The organism is Streptomyces griseorubiginosus, from assembly GCF_001514195.1.
Lineage (GTDB): Bacteria > Actinomycetota > Actinomycetes > Streptomycetales > Streptomycetaceae > Streptomyces > Streptomyces griseorubiginosus.
This window is the reverse complement of sequence record NZ_KQ948736.1, coordinates 1,038,625-1,052,164: the sequence shown is the minus strand read 5'-3', so window position 1 is coordinate 1,052,164 and position 13,540 is coordinate 1,038,625. Positions and strand designations below refer to the sequence as shown.

General features: G+C 70.9%; 9 protein-coding genes and 1 pseudogene. 4 read left to right on the top strand and 6 right to left on the bottom strand.

The genetic code is table 11. The features are described 5' to 3' along the window. Window positions 1-82 precede the first annotated feature (82 nt). A complete protein-coding gene (locus AQJ54_RS17280; RefSeq protein ID WP_062238290.1) occupies window positions 83-847 on the top strand; it encodes a sugar isomerase domain-containing protein in 765 nt (254 codons plus the stop codon). A 91-nt stretch (window positions 848-938) separates the two neighbouring features. Here the strand turns inward: AQJ54_RS17280 and AQJ54_RS17275 are convergent, their stop codons facing one another. The 4 genes from AQJ54_RS17275 to AQJ54_RS17260 all read right to left on the bottom strand — a co-directional run bounded on the left by AQJ54_RS17275 (window position 939) and on the right by AQJ54_RS17260 (window position 6,857). Next, the gene (locus AQJ54_RS17275; RefSeq protein WP_062238288.1) at window positions 939-4,010 is read right to left on the bottom strand and encodes a beta-N-acetylglucosaminidase domain-containing protein; all 3,072 of its coding nucleotides are present in this window, start codon (window positions 4,008-4,010) and stop codon (window positions 939-941) included. Window positions 4,011-4,057: 47 nt separating this feature from the next. Continuing rightward, complete coding sequence (locus AQJ54_RS17270; protein WP_169808235.1) at window positions 4,058-5,098, bottom strand: lysylphosphatidylglycerol synthase domain-containing protein; 1,041 nt, start codon at window positions 5,096-5,098, stop codon at window positions 4,058-4,060. A 219-nt stretch (window positions 5,099-5,317) separates the two neighbouring features. Next, on the bottom strand, window positions 5,318-5,785 hold the full coding sequence (locus tag AQJ54_RS17265) for a hypothetical protein (protein WP_062021945.1): 468 nt from the start codon (window positions 5,783-5,785) through the stop codon (window positions 5,318-5,320). 133 nt (window positions 5,786-5,918) lie between these two features. Further along, window positions 5,919-6,857: a hypothetical protein gene (locus tag AQJ54_RS17260; RefSeq protein ID WP_159055528.1), complete on the bottom strand. Its 939-nt coding sequence runs from the start codon at window positions 6,855-6,857 to the stop codon at window positions 5,919-5,921. Window positions 6,858-7,279: 422 nt separating this feature from the next. Between AQJ54_RS17260 and AQJ54_RS17255 the strand changes: the two genes are divergently transcribed. After that, window positions 7,280-10,588, top strand: a complete 3,309-nt coding sequence (locus AQJ54_RS17255) for an AfsR/SARP family transcriptional regulator (protein WP_062238285.1) — start codon at window positions 7,280-7,282, stop codon at window positions 10,586-10,588. Between the two features lie 44 nt (window positions 10,589-10,632). Then, a pseudogene (locus AQJ54_RS43520) lies at window positions 10,633-11,507 on the top strand (IS5 family transposase). Window positions 11,508-11,525: 18 nt separating this feature from the next. Here the strand turns inward: AQJ54_RS43520 and AQJ54_RS17240 are convergent. Beyond that, window positions 11,526-11,996: a hypothetical protein gene (locus tag AQJ54_RS17240; protein WP_062238281.1), complete on the bottom strand. Its 471-nt coding sequence runs from the start codon at window positions 11,994-11,996 to the stop codon at window positions 11,526-11,528. A gap of 170 nt (window positions 11,997-12,166) precedes the next feature. Then, the gene (locus tag AQJ54_RS17235) at window positions 12,167-12,991 is read right to left on the bottom strand and encodes an IS5 family transposase (protein ID WP_062238279.1); all 825 of its coding nucleotides are present in this window, start codon (window positions 12,989-12,991) and stop codon (window positions 12,167-12,169) included. A gap of 109 nt (window positions 12,992-13,100) precedes the next feature. Here AQJ54_RS17235 and AQJ54_RS43515 point away from each other — a divergent pair. Continuing rightward, a partial coding sequence (locus AQJ54_RS43515; RefSeq protein WP_248845369.1) for an IS5 family transposase occupies window positions 13,101-13,540 on the top strand: 440 nt, incomplete at its 3' end.

The following is a 13,540-nucleotide window of genomic DNA, read 5'->3' as shown; positions in this document are numbered from 1 at the left end:
GAATACCAGGACCGTGCTGTGATTTATTGATTCATCGATCGGTGATTGAATGGTGGTTCAATCCATCAGTGGGGAGTGTCGCGTGTCCGTCGAGTCAGTCAGTGCCCAGGGCTTCGCCGAACAGAGCCTGGACGTCCTCCGTCACGTCACCGAGTCCGCCCACGAGGACGTGCGCCGAGCCGCCGGCCTGATCGCCGACTGCATCCGCGCCGACGGCGTGATCCAGGCCTTCGGCACCGGTCACTCCCAGGCGATGGTGCTGGAGGTCGCGGGCCGGGCGGGTGGGCTCGTGCCGACGAACCGCTTGCAGATGTCCGACCTCGTCGTCTACGGCGGGGACGCGCCGAGCGTTCTCGACGATCCGCTCCTGGAGCGGGAGCCGGGGATCGCCGTCCGGCTCTACGAGCTGGCCGCGCCCGCCCCGCAGGACCTTTTCGTGATCATCTCCAACTCCGGGGTCAACAACGTCATCGTGGAGATGGCGCTGCACGCGAAGTCGCGCGGGCACAAGATCCTCGCGATCACTTCTCTCACCCATACCGGGGCGGTGCCCGCGGGGCATGTCAGCGGGAAGAAGCTGGTGGATCTGGCGGACGTGGTGCTGGACAACGCGGCGCCGGTGGGGGACGCGACGGTCTCCTTGCCGGGGGGTGGGGCGGTGGGGGCGCTGTCCACGTTGACCGGGGTGATGTTGGTGCAGATGGCTGTCGCCGAGGCGTGTGCGGTGCTGCTCTCCGCGGGTTTGCGTCCGCCGGTTTATGTGTCGGCCAACGTGCCTGGTGGGTTTGAGGGGAACTTGGAGTTGGAGAAGCGGTATGCGGGGCGGGTTCGGCGTACTGCTACGTGAGGTTCGGGGCTTCCGGGGTATCGCGGGGAACTTGCGGCCGGTGGGGGCTGGTCGCGCAGTTCCCCGCGCCCCTGGGTGAGTTACCCGGCCCTCAGTTCACAGGTACTGGAGTCAGGGCGACCGCCAGCGGATATGCGCCCGTTGCCAAAGGGGGCCTGGTGGTGTTGGTCGCCGTGTCCACCGGGACCAGCACGTTGCCGTCCGCCGTCGTGACGTAGGCCGTCCTGCCGTTCCAGTCGAGGGCCACGTCGAAGGCCGACCTGCCCACCTTCACCGGGGTGCCGGAGGCGCCCGTGACCGTGTTCACCGGGGTGATCGTGTCGCCGTTGCTCGGGCTGACCCAGAGGGTGCGGCCGTCCGGGGAGAGGCCGAGGCCGTAGGCCTGGCCGGTGACCAGGAAGGTCGGCTCCGTCTCGTTCGTCGCCGTGTCGATCGGGGTCACCGTCGAGCCGCCGGAATTGGAGACGTACACCGTCCTGCCGTCGGGCGCGGCCACCACGTTGAAGGGGCTCGGGCCCACCGGGATCGCCTTGCCCGCGGTGGCGGTGGTGAGGTCGACCGGGGTGACCGTGTTGTCGTGGATGTCGGCCACGTACAGGGTCCGGCCGTCGGGGGTGATCGCCATGTTCTCCGGGCCGTCTCCCACGGGTACCGGTGTGCCCGTCCGCAGAGTGGCGGTGTCGATCGACTGCACTGTGCCGTCCGAGTAGTTGGCGACCCAGAGGGTGGTGCCGTCCGGGGTGAGTGAGAGGCCCGCCGGGACCTTGCCGACCGCCACCGTGGCGGTGACCGTGCCGCTCGGCACGTCGATCACGCTGACCGTGTTCGAGCCCTGGTTGGCCGCGTACGCGGTACGGCCGTCCGCGCTCACCACGACCTCGCCGGGGTTGTCGCCGACGGTGATGTTCTTGGTCGTGCCGGCACCCAGGTCGAGGGAACTGACCGACGCACCACTGAAGTTCGCGGTCAGCGCGCGGGTCGTACCGGTGCCGTCGGTGACCTGGACGGGGAGGGCCCGGTCGAGGATGCCGGTGCCCTCGGCGACGACCGAGTGCACGCCCTCCGTCTTTCCGGTGAGGGTGACGGTGACCTTGCTGTCCGGCGTGGTGGCCGTGCCCTGGGAGGGGGTGGCGGTGACGCCCGGCGGCACGTCGAGCTTCCAACTGACCGTCTTGGTCTGGGCGTCGGAGAAGTCGAGGGTGACCGTCGCCGATGCCCCGGGCTTCAGGGAGAGGGAGGCCGGGGAGAAGGTCGCGTCCACTCCGGGGTCGGGGGCGTTCTCCAGCATCGTCGTGTAGAGGAACTGGTCCATCACGCCCGGTGAGACCTGCTGCGGAACGGCGTCCAACTCCTTCCGGTCGGCCTGGAGTTCGGCCCAGTACTTCGACACCGCGGCCGTGTCCCCGGCCCGGTGCGCGAGCAGCAGGTCCACGGCCGTCCCGCCGGCGCCCCCGTACGCGCCGAGCTTGTCGAGCCAGGGCGAGGTCTCGTCCAGGAAGCCGGGGTTGTCGAGGTGGGCGCGCAACTGGGCGGGGGTGGCGGCCATGTCGGAGAAGTAGGACTTCAGCCGGGCCGCCGCCCGGTCGACTCCGCTGTTCTGCCGCAACGCCTCGCGGAAGGCGGCGATCAGGTGGGTGAGGGTGGGGGACTCGGTCGCGTCCAACTGCGAGGAGTAGTTGTTCTCCGCGAAGATCCGCAGCCACTTGGCCGCCTTCGGGCCCGCCAGATCACGGACCGAGGCGAGGAACGCCCTGTGCGGGTCGTACGCGTCGGGGTTCCACAGGTAGGCGGCGGAGGTGAACAGGGCGATCCGGCTCGCCTCGCCCTGGACCATCGGGTTGGCGGTCACCCCGGTCGCCTGCGCGGCCACGCCCGGCTCGCGCCCGGTGTACGGGCCGAGGAGGAGACGGCTCGTGACGTAGTCGTTGACCGGGTAGTTGTCCCAGACCAGGATCGGGTGGCCGTAGACCTCGCGGGCCTGCTTCAGCTGGTCGGTGGTGAGGGTGGGCGCGATGACGCCGACACCGGTCCACTCGACGACCACGGCCGCGTCGAGCTGCTCCCGAAGGGCCTTCTTGTACGGGGTGTCGGCGAGATCGGAGTACTCGGTGGGGACCATCTCCAGGGGTTCGAGGTCCGGGTGGCTCGCGGAGAACCGCTTCCAGACGGTGTTCAGCAGGTGGGCCTGGGCGGCACCGGCCGCGGCGCCGCCCGTGCCGAACTCCTCCTCGTCCGCCGGGCAGTTCCACTTGGTGTAGCTGATGTCGTCGAGCGGGATCGCGAAGGAGCGGACACCGATGGCGTACAGCGAGTCGAACTTGGCGGTGAGGGCGTCGACATCGGCGGCGGAGGAGTAGCAGACGGAGAGGCCGGGGGACAGGGCGTAGGTGAAGCGGATGTGGTCGGCCGCGGCCCGGTCCACCAGCTGCTTCAGCAGGGCCAGTTGGGCGGCCGGGTACTCGTCCCGCCAGCGGGCCCGCAGATAGTCGTCGTCCTTGGGCGAGTAGACGTACACGTTCTGCTTGGTACGGCCGTAGAAGTCGAGCTGGGCGAGTCGTTCGGCGTGGGTCCAGGGGGTGCCGTAGAAGCCCTCGATGACTCCGCGGAGTGCGGCGGTGGGCCAGTCGCGGATCGTGAGCGTGGGCAACTCGCGCTGTCCGGCCAGGAGTTGGCGCAGGGTCTGGGCGGCGTAGAAGGTGCCGGTCGGATCGGCGCCGGAGAGGGCCAGGACGGCCCTGCCGTGGCTGCGGCCGGAGGCGAGGACGTAACCGCCGGAGGGGAGGCCCTTCGGGGAGCCGGCGTGCAGTTGTTCCAGGACCCGGGCGGTTGCGCTGTTCTCGCCCGGGCCGCCCAGATGGACGGTGAGGGCGGCCGGTCCTGGTCGGTCGCCGGTGTGCACGGTGGTGATGCGGTCGGCTCCCGCCGCCTTGAGGGCGGCTTCCACGACCCGTCGGGCGGAGGGGTCGGTGCCGGGGCCGACGACCTCCACGACCCGCTGGGGGACGGGCAGTTCGCCGTGTCCGACGGTGATCCGCTGAGGAGTCGGCCACACCTCCGGCACCGGCTGCCGGGGCGCCGCCGAGGCGGGAGCCATGGGGGCGGCCAGACCGAGCGTGAGGAGCAGGGCGGCGGCCGTGCGTCTGAAGTTGATGAATGAATCCACCCTGCGAGGCTATTGATGTTGAATGAAGCATTCAATCGGAGGAACGTTCAAAGTACCTTGCGGTGCACCAGCGCCGACATGCACAGCACCCCAGGCAGCAGCGGCAGCCACACCGTCAGGACCCGGTAGCCGATCAGGGCCGCCGTACCGACGCTCACCGGGACGCCGTAGACGGCGAGGGTGAAGACCATGGCCGCGTCCACCGGGCCGATGCCGCCGGGCGCGGGCACGGAACCGACCGCGGTGCTCGCGGCCAGGTACGCGAACGCGACCTGCGCCCAGGACAGCGTCACACCGAGCGAGGCGCCGACCGCGTGGATCACGCTGGCCTGGAGCAGGGGCGCGGCGGCCGCACCGCCCCACAGGGCCAGGACCCGGCTGGGCATGGTGTGCAGCAGGCGGGCGTCGGTCAGGGCGGTGCGCACGAACGTCACCGCCGGGCGGCGCAGCGGTCGGACCAGGACGAGGAGCAGCAGGGTGCCGCCGAGGCCGAGCCCCGCGGCCGCCAGGGGCAGGAACAGCATGCGGTGGTCCGGGACGAGTTCACCGAGCCGCAGCAGTCCGGGCAGGGTGACCAGGAAGCCGACCAGCACCAGCGTCTTGGCGATCGGCCTGACGAGCGAGTACAGGGCGAGCGAGGCGGTGGCCCGGGCCAGTGGGACGCCCTGGCCGCGCAGGAAGCGCAGGGTGACCGCGTGGGCGCCGAGACTCGCCGGCAGGACGTGGTTGGCGGCACCGGCAGCGAACTGCGAGGCCACCAGGAGCCCCGGGGGCAGCCGTTCGGGGAGGGCGCCCTGCCGTACGACGGACGCGGAGATCCAGCCGAGACAGGTCCACAGCAGCGCGACGAGCAGCCACCCGGGGTCGGCGTCGGCCAGCCGCGCGGTGCCGTCGTACAGGGCGCGCCAGTCCAGCACCGCCCAGACGCCGATGAGCAGCACGGGCAGCAGGGTCAGTGCCCGGCGGGTGAGGCGGGACAGGGAGCGGCGGTGACCGGCGGGGGCGGGGGCGCTGCTCGGGAGCGGGGCCGGGGCGGGAGCGGGAGCGGCCCCGGGGGACCTTCGAGCGGAAGCAGGGACACGGCTCACGTCGTCCTTTCGCGTCAGGCCCCGTACGGGACAAGGGGCATGACGGAGGCAAGGCGATGCAGAGGGGACGAGTGAAACGTTCCCTCTCGGTGTGACGTTCAAATGTCCGGCAACCGAAGGAGTGCGGGCGGGTGGGCGACACGGGGTGCGGCGGCGGTCGCGGGAACGGGTCGCCCCGGCACCCTTGGCGGGGTGCCGGGGCGAGCCGCGAGCGGACTCCTAGCTGATGAAGGAACCCGGGGCGCAGGCGGACGAGGTCACCCAGGTGTGCGACTGGATGTTGTTGTTCATGGTCCTGTTGTTGGTGAAGTGGTCCCGGCTGAGGTCGTCCACGTACTTCTCGCCCGGCAGGAGGCAGCCGTACGCGGTGTCGTTGTACTGGTCGAGGTAGTAGAAGGCCACGACGTCCTTGCCGCCGACGAAGCCGCTGTTCATCACGGACGAGGCGGTGTTGGCGTCACTGCCCTGGAAGGGGCCGAGGTTGTCGCCCCAGGAGGGGTCGCTGCCCGCGGTGACGCCGAGGAGCGTGCCGCCGCAGTCGGTGCCGTCCCAGGCGCGGACGTCGCCGTCGCGGCCGTGCGCGTTCCAGTTGGCGTTGCAGCCGGGGCCCGCGTGGGCGGTGACCGGGACGGCGATGCCGAGGGCCGCGATGCCCAGGGTGGCGAGGGAGACGGTCAGCTTGCGCATGACGGATTTCCTGTTCTGCTCGCGCCTCGTGGGAGGCGTGGTGGGGATGGTGAGGTGACGATCCGCGAGCGTCGTCGCGGGGTCTGTCCGTGACACGGGGGTCACGGATGTTCTGGGACCGGCGCGTACCAGGTCAGGTGCGGGCCGGGACGGTGCGTTCGGCGACGGTCAGGGCGTGCCGCTGCATCCGCAGGTGGGCGGTGAGGGCGGGACCGTACTTGCCGGCGAGTTCGCCGATGTAATGGGCCTCGCGCCGCTCACCGATGGAGCGCAGGGAGACGGAGCGGGCGCAGGTGGCGTCGGCGACCGCGATCCGGGTCTCGTTCGCGAAGGACCTGGCCTCCTCGGCCGGGGTCTGCTGCGCGCTGTGATCGCGGGTGGACTGGCGTGCCGCGTCGGGGTCGGGGAAGGGGTGGCCCGCCTTGTTCATGCACTGCGACCAGGCCGTCACGGCGTTCTTCAACTCCTTGTCGGCCAGGAGCTTGCCCACGTACAGGGGACGCAGGTTCCTGACGGCCACGTCGGATCGGAACCACGCCTCCGGATCGCCGTACAGCGCCTTCTCGGCCTGGCCCGCGCAGCCGCCGGACTGCTTGCTGATCGTGCCGCCGGACGGTGTCGGCGCCTTCAGCACCACCGCGTCGCGGCCGCCGTCCATCGCGATGTCGAAGGCCTTCTGGCGGGACCGGGAGAGGGACTTGCGGTAGGCGATGTTGGGGTTGCGCAGCCGGGCGAGGTCCTCCTTCGCCTCGATCCGGCTGCCGTAGCCGTGGCTGCGCGCCCAGTCGACGTCGTCCTGCACATAGCCGACCGGCCTGCTCTCCTCCAGGCTCGGTGGCTTCTCCTCGCGGTAGTCGAAACCGTGCTTGCGCATGCAGACCGTGACGAGGTGCTGCTCGGCGTCGGAGATCCGCAGGTCCTGGTCGTACGTGAGCTTCTCGGTGGTCGCGGCGGCCTCGGCGCGGGCGACCGGTGAGGTGCGGTGGGTCGTGTCGGAGTCCGCCGAGCATCCGGTCAGGACGAGCGAGGACAGCGCGGCGATCGCGCCCAGCGTGGTGGTCACTCGCCGCATGCCGCGTCCACTGGCTACCACCGTCCGGCGTGGGGCGTCGGCGCGCTTCATCGGCATGCTCCTGGGGTGTGCGGTCGAACCGGGTTGTTCCTACGAGCCGTTGACGCCCCGGGAGGCACATCCGTATGCCCCGCGAATCGCGGATTTTTTTCTTGGTCCGGCGGTCATACGAACGGCTCGGCGCAGCCGTCCCTCGGAGGAGCCGGATCTCTGCCCGTCGTCCAAATCCGGCCAACCGGCGTTCCGCGGGGAAGTCGGCTCGCACAAGGCCTGTTCCTTTGTGCAGGCCCTGTCCGGGGGCCGGGACGCGGTCGGGAGCCGTCCGGATCCGGCCAGGCAGGCCCTGCGCGCGCCGTGTGATGTCCGTGCCCGTCGATATCGTCGAACGCGTATCCATGGGGTGGTGCGGCGATCGGGGGATCATGCTCCAGGTACGACTGCTGGGTCCGGTGGAGGTGTGGCAGGGCGGCCGGCGGGCCCCGCTCGGCGGAGTGCGACCTCTCGCCATGCTGTCCGCGCTCGTCGTACACCTCGGCGAGGTCCTCTCCACGGACCGGCTCGTCGACTCCGTCTGGGACGAGCAGGCCCCCGCGACCGCCAGCGCCCTCGTCGCCACCCACGTCTCCGCGGTCCGCCGCGCCCTCGCCCGCATCGACGCCGCCGAGGTGATCCGGACCCGGCCGCCGGGCTACGTCGTCGACCTCGACCCCGACCAGGTCGACGCCCGCCGCTTCGAGGAACTCCTCGCCTCCGGCCGGTCCGAGGCCACCGGGGGCCACCTGGAGGAGGCCGCCGACCTGCTGTCCGAGGCGCTCGGACTCTGGCGCGGCCAGGAGGCCCTGGAGGGGCTCGCGCAGTCGTTCGCCCGGATCGAGGCGGCCCGGCTGGCGGAACTGCGGCTCGTCGCCCAGGAGGAGTCCTTCGGCCTGCACCTGGAGCTCGGCCGCGCCGACCGCACCATCGCGCCCCTGCTCGCCCATGTCGCCGCGCATCCCCTGCGGGAGCGGCCGCGCGGCCAGCTGATGACCGCGCTGTTCCGCACCGGCCGGGTCTCCGACGCCCTGCGCACCTATCAGGAGGGCCGCGAGGTCCTGCGGGAGGAGCTGGGCATCGACGCCGGGCCCGAACTGCGGGCCCTGCACAAGGCCGTCCTGACCAACGACCCCGCCCTGCTCGGCGCCGGCGCCCGGCCGCACGAGCCCGCGCGGTCGGGGCCCGGCTCCCGCCCGCCTTCGCCGCACCCCGGACACCCGTCCCACGAGCCGTCACCCGGCCCCGCACAGCGGCCGCACGAGAGCACACTCCTCGGCACCGGCACCGGCACCGGCACCGGCACCCGGCCGCACGCCCCCGCACGGTCGGGGCCCGGCTCCCACCCGCCGGTCCCGGAGGCCGAGCCCACCCGGATGCCCCGGCAGCGGACCACGAGCCGTACCGCGGCGGACGGCACCGGAGCGGGCACGCCGACCAGGCCCGCGCCCTCCCATCTCCCCCCGGACATCGCCGACTTCGTCGGCCGGGCGGACCAGATCGACTGGGCCGTCTCGCTGCTCGGCGGAGTCGACGACCCCGGCCGTACCGCCCCGCCCATCGGGGTGATCTCCGGACGTTCGGGCACCGGCAAGACCGCCCTCGCCGTCCACGTCGGCCACCGCACCGCCGAACTCTTCCCGGACGGCCGCCTGTTCGTGGACCTCAGGGCCGCCGACACCGCGCCCCTGGAGCCCGCCGACGCCCTCGCCCGGCTGCTGCGCGCCATGGGAGCCGAACCGGAGACCCTGCCCAGCTCGGTCGAGGAACTCACCGGCCTGTACCGCACCGTCACCGGACACCGCCGCATCCTGCTGATCCTTGACAACGCTGCCGGGGAGGCGCACGTACGCCCCCTGCTGCCGCCGGGACCCGGCTCCGCGGTGCTCGTCACCAGCAGGCGACGGCTGGTGGCCCTGGAAGGCGCCGCCCACCTCGACCTGACCGTGCCGGACCAGGACGAAGCCCTCGAACTCCTCCGACGCGTCGCCGGAGGAGACCGCACCGACGCCGAACCCGACCAGGCCGCCGAGATCGTCTCCCTGTGCGGGCGCCTGCCGCTCGCCGTCCGTATCGCCGGGGCGCGGCTCGCCGCCCGGCCGCACTGGGTGCCCGGCCGGCTCGCCGCCCGGCTGCGCGACGAACGGCTCAGGCTCAACGAACTGCGTGCCGGAGACCTGGAGTTGCGCACCAGCCTCGAACTGGGCTACGCCGACCTCGACCCGCAGCAGCAGCGTGCCCTGCGCCGGCTCGCCCTCCTCGACCTGCCCGACTTCGCCGCCTGGATCGCCGCACCCCTGCTGGACATCGGCACCGAGGAGGCCGAGGAGGCCGTCGAGCGGCTGGTGGACTGCCACTTCATCGACGTGATCGGCGTCGACGGCACCGGGCGCAGCCGCTACCGCATCCACGACCTGGCCCGCGAACACGCCCGCGAGCGCTGTCTGTCGGAGGAGAGCCCCGAGGAGCGCTCCGCGGCCGTGCTGCGCCTCGTGGAGTGCTGGCTCGGACTCGCCGAGAAGGCCGCGGCCCGCGGCCCCGGCGGCGCGGCGCGCTACTTCCCCGAACCGGCCGCCGTACGGCCCGTCGACCCGCTGGACCCGCGCGCCGAGGAGGACCTGCTCGCCCGGCCCGCCGCCTGGTTCGCCGCCGAACAGGCCGGTCTGCTCGCCGCGGTGGACCACTGCGCCGACCACGGCATGGACCGCGCCGCCCGCGACCTCGCCGGGGCGCTGATCGCCAGCTCCGTCGCCCTGTACAACCAGTTCGACGCCTGGTCCCGCTCGCACACCGCGGCGATGGCGGCGGTGCGCCGCAGCGGCGACCGCGAGGGCGAGGCGTGGCTGCACATCGGCCTGGGCCAACTGCGCTACGAACAGGACGAGTTCGAGGAGTCCTACGGCTACTTCCGGGACGCCCTGCGGCTGTTCGAGGCCCTGGGGGACGCACCGCAGGGGTCGGCCCAGGCCCTGGTCGGCATGGCCACGGCCCGGCGCGAACAAGCGTGCTTCCGCGAGGCATTGGAGCTGCTCGACGACGCGCTGGAGCGGTACGGACCGGACGGCGACCGCGGTGCCCGGGCCCAGGTGCTGTACGGCCTCGGCTGTGTGCACCGCGAGCAGGGGCGGGGTCCCGAGGCCCGCGAGGCACTGTCGCGCGCGCTGGAGCTGTACCGGGCGGAGGGCGACCGGTTCGGTGCCGCGCTGACCGTGCGGTCGCTGGCGTTGTGCCATCGGGCGGAGGACGCGTGGACAGCGGCGGAGGAGCTGCTGCGGGACGCGCTGCGGGGGTTCCAGGAACTCCAGGACACCTTGGGTCTGATGTACACGGAACAGTCGCTGGCCAAGGTGGAGCTGCGGCAGGGGCGGCTCGACGAGGCGCGGGAACGGCTCGACCGGTGCCTGGAGGTGGCCCGCGACCGGCAGGACCGGTTCGGGGAGGCGCTGGTGTTGCGGACGCTGGGGGAGTGGCACCTCGCGGCACGTGACGCCGGGGGTGCGCGGGAGCCGTTGGAGCGGGCGCTGTCGGGGTGGGAGAAGTTGCGGCTTCCCTTGTGGCGGGCGCGGACCCTGTGGGATCTGGCGGAGGTGTTCGAGGCCGAAGGGGAGACGGGGGCGGCGTCGGATGCGCGGGGTGAAGCGATGAGTGTTTTCCGGGAGTTGGGGGCTCGGGAGGCGGGGGAGCGGGGCGTTGGCGCCTAGGGTCTGTTGCGAAAGTGGATCTTGTTCGTTGATGATCACGTGCTGTGGGACGTGGTGATCTGACGAGCGGTCAGTGGGCCCGGCTTGAGCCGTTGCTGCCGCGGGGCATCAAGCCAGGTCGTCCGCAGGTGTGGACACGGCGGCAGCTCATAGACGGCATACGGTGGCGGACCCGGACCGGTGCCCCCTGGCGCGACGTGCCGGAACGTTATGGGCCGTGGGACCGGGTCTACGACCTGTTCCGGCGCTGGCAGCGGGACGGCATCTGGGCCAGGATTCTCACCCAGCTCCAGGCCGAAGCCGATGCGAAAGGCATGATCACCTGGGACGTGAACGTCGACTCCACCGTCTGCCGGGCCCACCAGCACGCTGCCGGAGCGGCGAAAAGGGGGATCTCCAGAAGGAACCGCCTGGCGGCGTTTCCGTCGAGCCGGCCGACCACGGCCTCGGGCGATCTCGGGGCGGACTGACCAGCAAAATCCACCTTGCGGTTGAGCAAGGTCAGAAGCCCTTGTCCATCGTGATCACGGCCGGGCAGCGGGGCGATGCCCCGCAGTTCGAAGCGGTCCTGGAAGCCATCCGGGTCCCGAGGCTGGGACTCGGCAGGCCGCGCAAGCGGCCGGACCGGGTGCGAGCCGACAAGGCGTACGACTCCCGCAGCAACCGCTCCTAGCTGCGCAGACGCGGGATCAAGGCCACCATCCCGGTACCGGCGGACCGTGTCCGCAACCGCCTCAAGCGCGGATCACGTGGCGGGCGGCCACAGACGTTCGACAAGGATGACTACAAACAGCGGCACGCGGACGAGTGCGGGATCAATCGCCTCAAGCGCCACCGCGCCGTCGCCACGAGGTACGACAAACTCGCCGTCCGCTACGAAGCAGCCGTGCTGGTCGCAGCCATCAACGAGTGGCTATGACGCATCGTCACAGCAGCCCTATCCGCCCTGCACGATCCGCCCCTGTGGAGTTCCGTAGTACCAATAGCGCTCAGCTGGAGCTGGGGAGAGCGTGCCAGCAGCCAGATCGACCAGAGCCTGCGCCAGCTCAACCAGCGGAGCAGCGGCGATGTGTTCTGCACCGCGCAGGAAGCTGGTCCCACTCTCCTCCAACTCGGGCCAGGTCGAAACTTCGTCCTGGCTCACGCCGCCGCGGGCCTCGATCCGGCGTGCCGCCTCCACAATGCAACTCAGGAGTACCTCTTGCTGCTCGACGGCGAAGTCGTCAAGCAGGACGGCGGAACTGCTGCCTACCAACGCCTGGGTGCGGAGCCCCTGCTCCAACTCTGGCCAACCCGAGGGCCGCAAATCCGCCGGCATCTCCGCACCAACTCGTGCCGCCTCGATAAAGAGAACCCCGAGCGCCACGTCGTAGGCCCAGAACATCGCTTCACCGGAGATCACCGGCACAGCCCTACTCAACTGCGCTCCTCCCCCCAGCCGATCGCTTCCAGCCCTAATCATGGCTGATCTACTCAGACGCTTGCCCGGTTGGCTCATCACGCCTCTGAGCCGCGACCAGTACTTTCGCAACAGCCCCTAAGTGAGCGTTTGATTCTCGGTTGTCTGTTTCATTTGGCTTAGCTGTCACGCCAGTTGGAGGTGGCTTCGTGGGTGAGGCGGCGGGTCATGAGGTTGATGGCGGCGAGTTGGATCATGGCTGCTGATCGGTGGGGGTGGGTTTCGTAGTCGCGGGCCAGGCGGCGGTGGTGCATGAGCCAGCCGAGGGTGCGTTCGATGACCCAGCGGCGGGGCTGGACGTGGAAGCCGCGGACGGTGGGGTCGCGTTGGACGATTTCGAGGTCGATGCCGAGGTGGGCGGCGTGTTCGACGGCTTTGGTCTTGTAGCCGTTGTCGGCCCAGGCCTTGGTGATGGTGGGGTGGCGTGCGGCGATGCCGGCGAGGAGCTGTGTAGCGGCGGCGGAGTCGTGGATGCTCGCGGCGGTGACCGTGACGGCCAGGAGGAGGCCGAGGGTGTCGGTGACGATGTGCCGCTTGCGTCCGATGATCTTTTTGGCCGGGTCGATGCCTTGGCTGTCTAGGTGGACGGTGGCGGAGGTTTTGATGCTCTGGCTGTCGATCAGGCAGGCGGTGGGCTCGCTCGAGCGGCCTTCGGCCTGGCGGACTTTGCCGCGCAGCAGGCCGGTGAGCTGGTCGAAGATGCCGTCGGCTTCCCAGAGGGCGAAGTAGCCGTAGACGCTCTGGTGGGGCGGGAAGTCGTGGGGCAGGTAGCGCCAGGGAATGCCGGTGCGGTCGACGTAGAGGATGGCGTTCATCAGGGCGCGCAGGTCGTGGGTGGGCTTGCGGATGCCGTTGCGGGCCTGGCGCCAGGCTTCGAGGGTGGGGCGGATGAGTTCCCAGCGGGCGTCGGACAGGTCGCTGGGGTAGGGCCGTGGGCTTTGCATGATGGGTGCGTATACGGTGGCGGCTGGCCTGGCCAGGGCGTGTGCGGGGGGTGCCGGCGGCACCGGAGCGCGCGTCCTCAACGCGGTGCGTACCGGTGAATCTCGAATTGTGCCCGAACGCCGCCGTTATCCGAGTGATCTGTCCGATGCCCGCTGGGAGTTGATCGAGCCGGTACTGACCGCCTGGCGAGCTGAACGCCGCGGCCGTGGACTGGACATCGGCCGGCCTCCAGACCATGACCTGCGCAGCCTCCTGGACGCGATCCTTTACGTGAACCGCACCGGGATCCCCTGGCGCTACCTCCCGCACGACTATCCGCACTGGAACACCGTCTACGCCTACTTCGCCCGGTGGCAGGAGGAGGGCGTCTTCGACCAGCTCAACAGTCTCCTGCGCCGCCAAGTCCGCAGGCAGGAAGGCCGTGAGGCCGAACCCAGCGCATGCGTCATCGACTCGCAGAGCATCAAGACGTCCACCAACGTTCCCGCAGCCGGCCAGGGCGTCGATGCGGGCAAGAAGATCGTGGGCCGCAAGCGGAGCATCGTCAG

Coding starts and splice junctions, on each gene's coding strand:
- AQJ54_RS17255 (WP_062238285.1), top strand. CDS start 7,280: ATGCTCCAGGTACGACTGCTGGGTCCGGTGGAGGTGTGGCAGGGCGGC.
- AQJ54_RS17260 (WP_159055528.1), bottom strand. CDS start 6,857: ATGCGGCGAGTGACCACCACGCTGGGCGCGATCGCCGCGCTGTCCTCG.
- AQJ54_RS17265 (WP_062021945.1), bottom strand. CDS start 5,785: ATGCGCAAGCTGACCGTCTCCCTCGCCACCCTGGGCATCGCGGCCCTC.
- AQJ54_RS17235 (WP_062238279.1), bottom strand. CDS start 12,991: ATGCAAAGCCCACGGCCCTACCCCAGCGACCTGTCCGACGCCCGCTGG.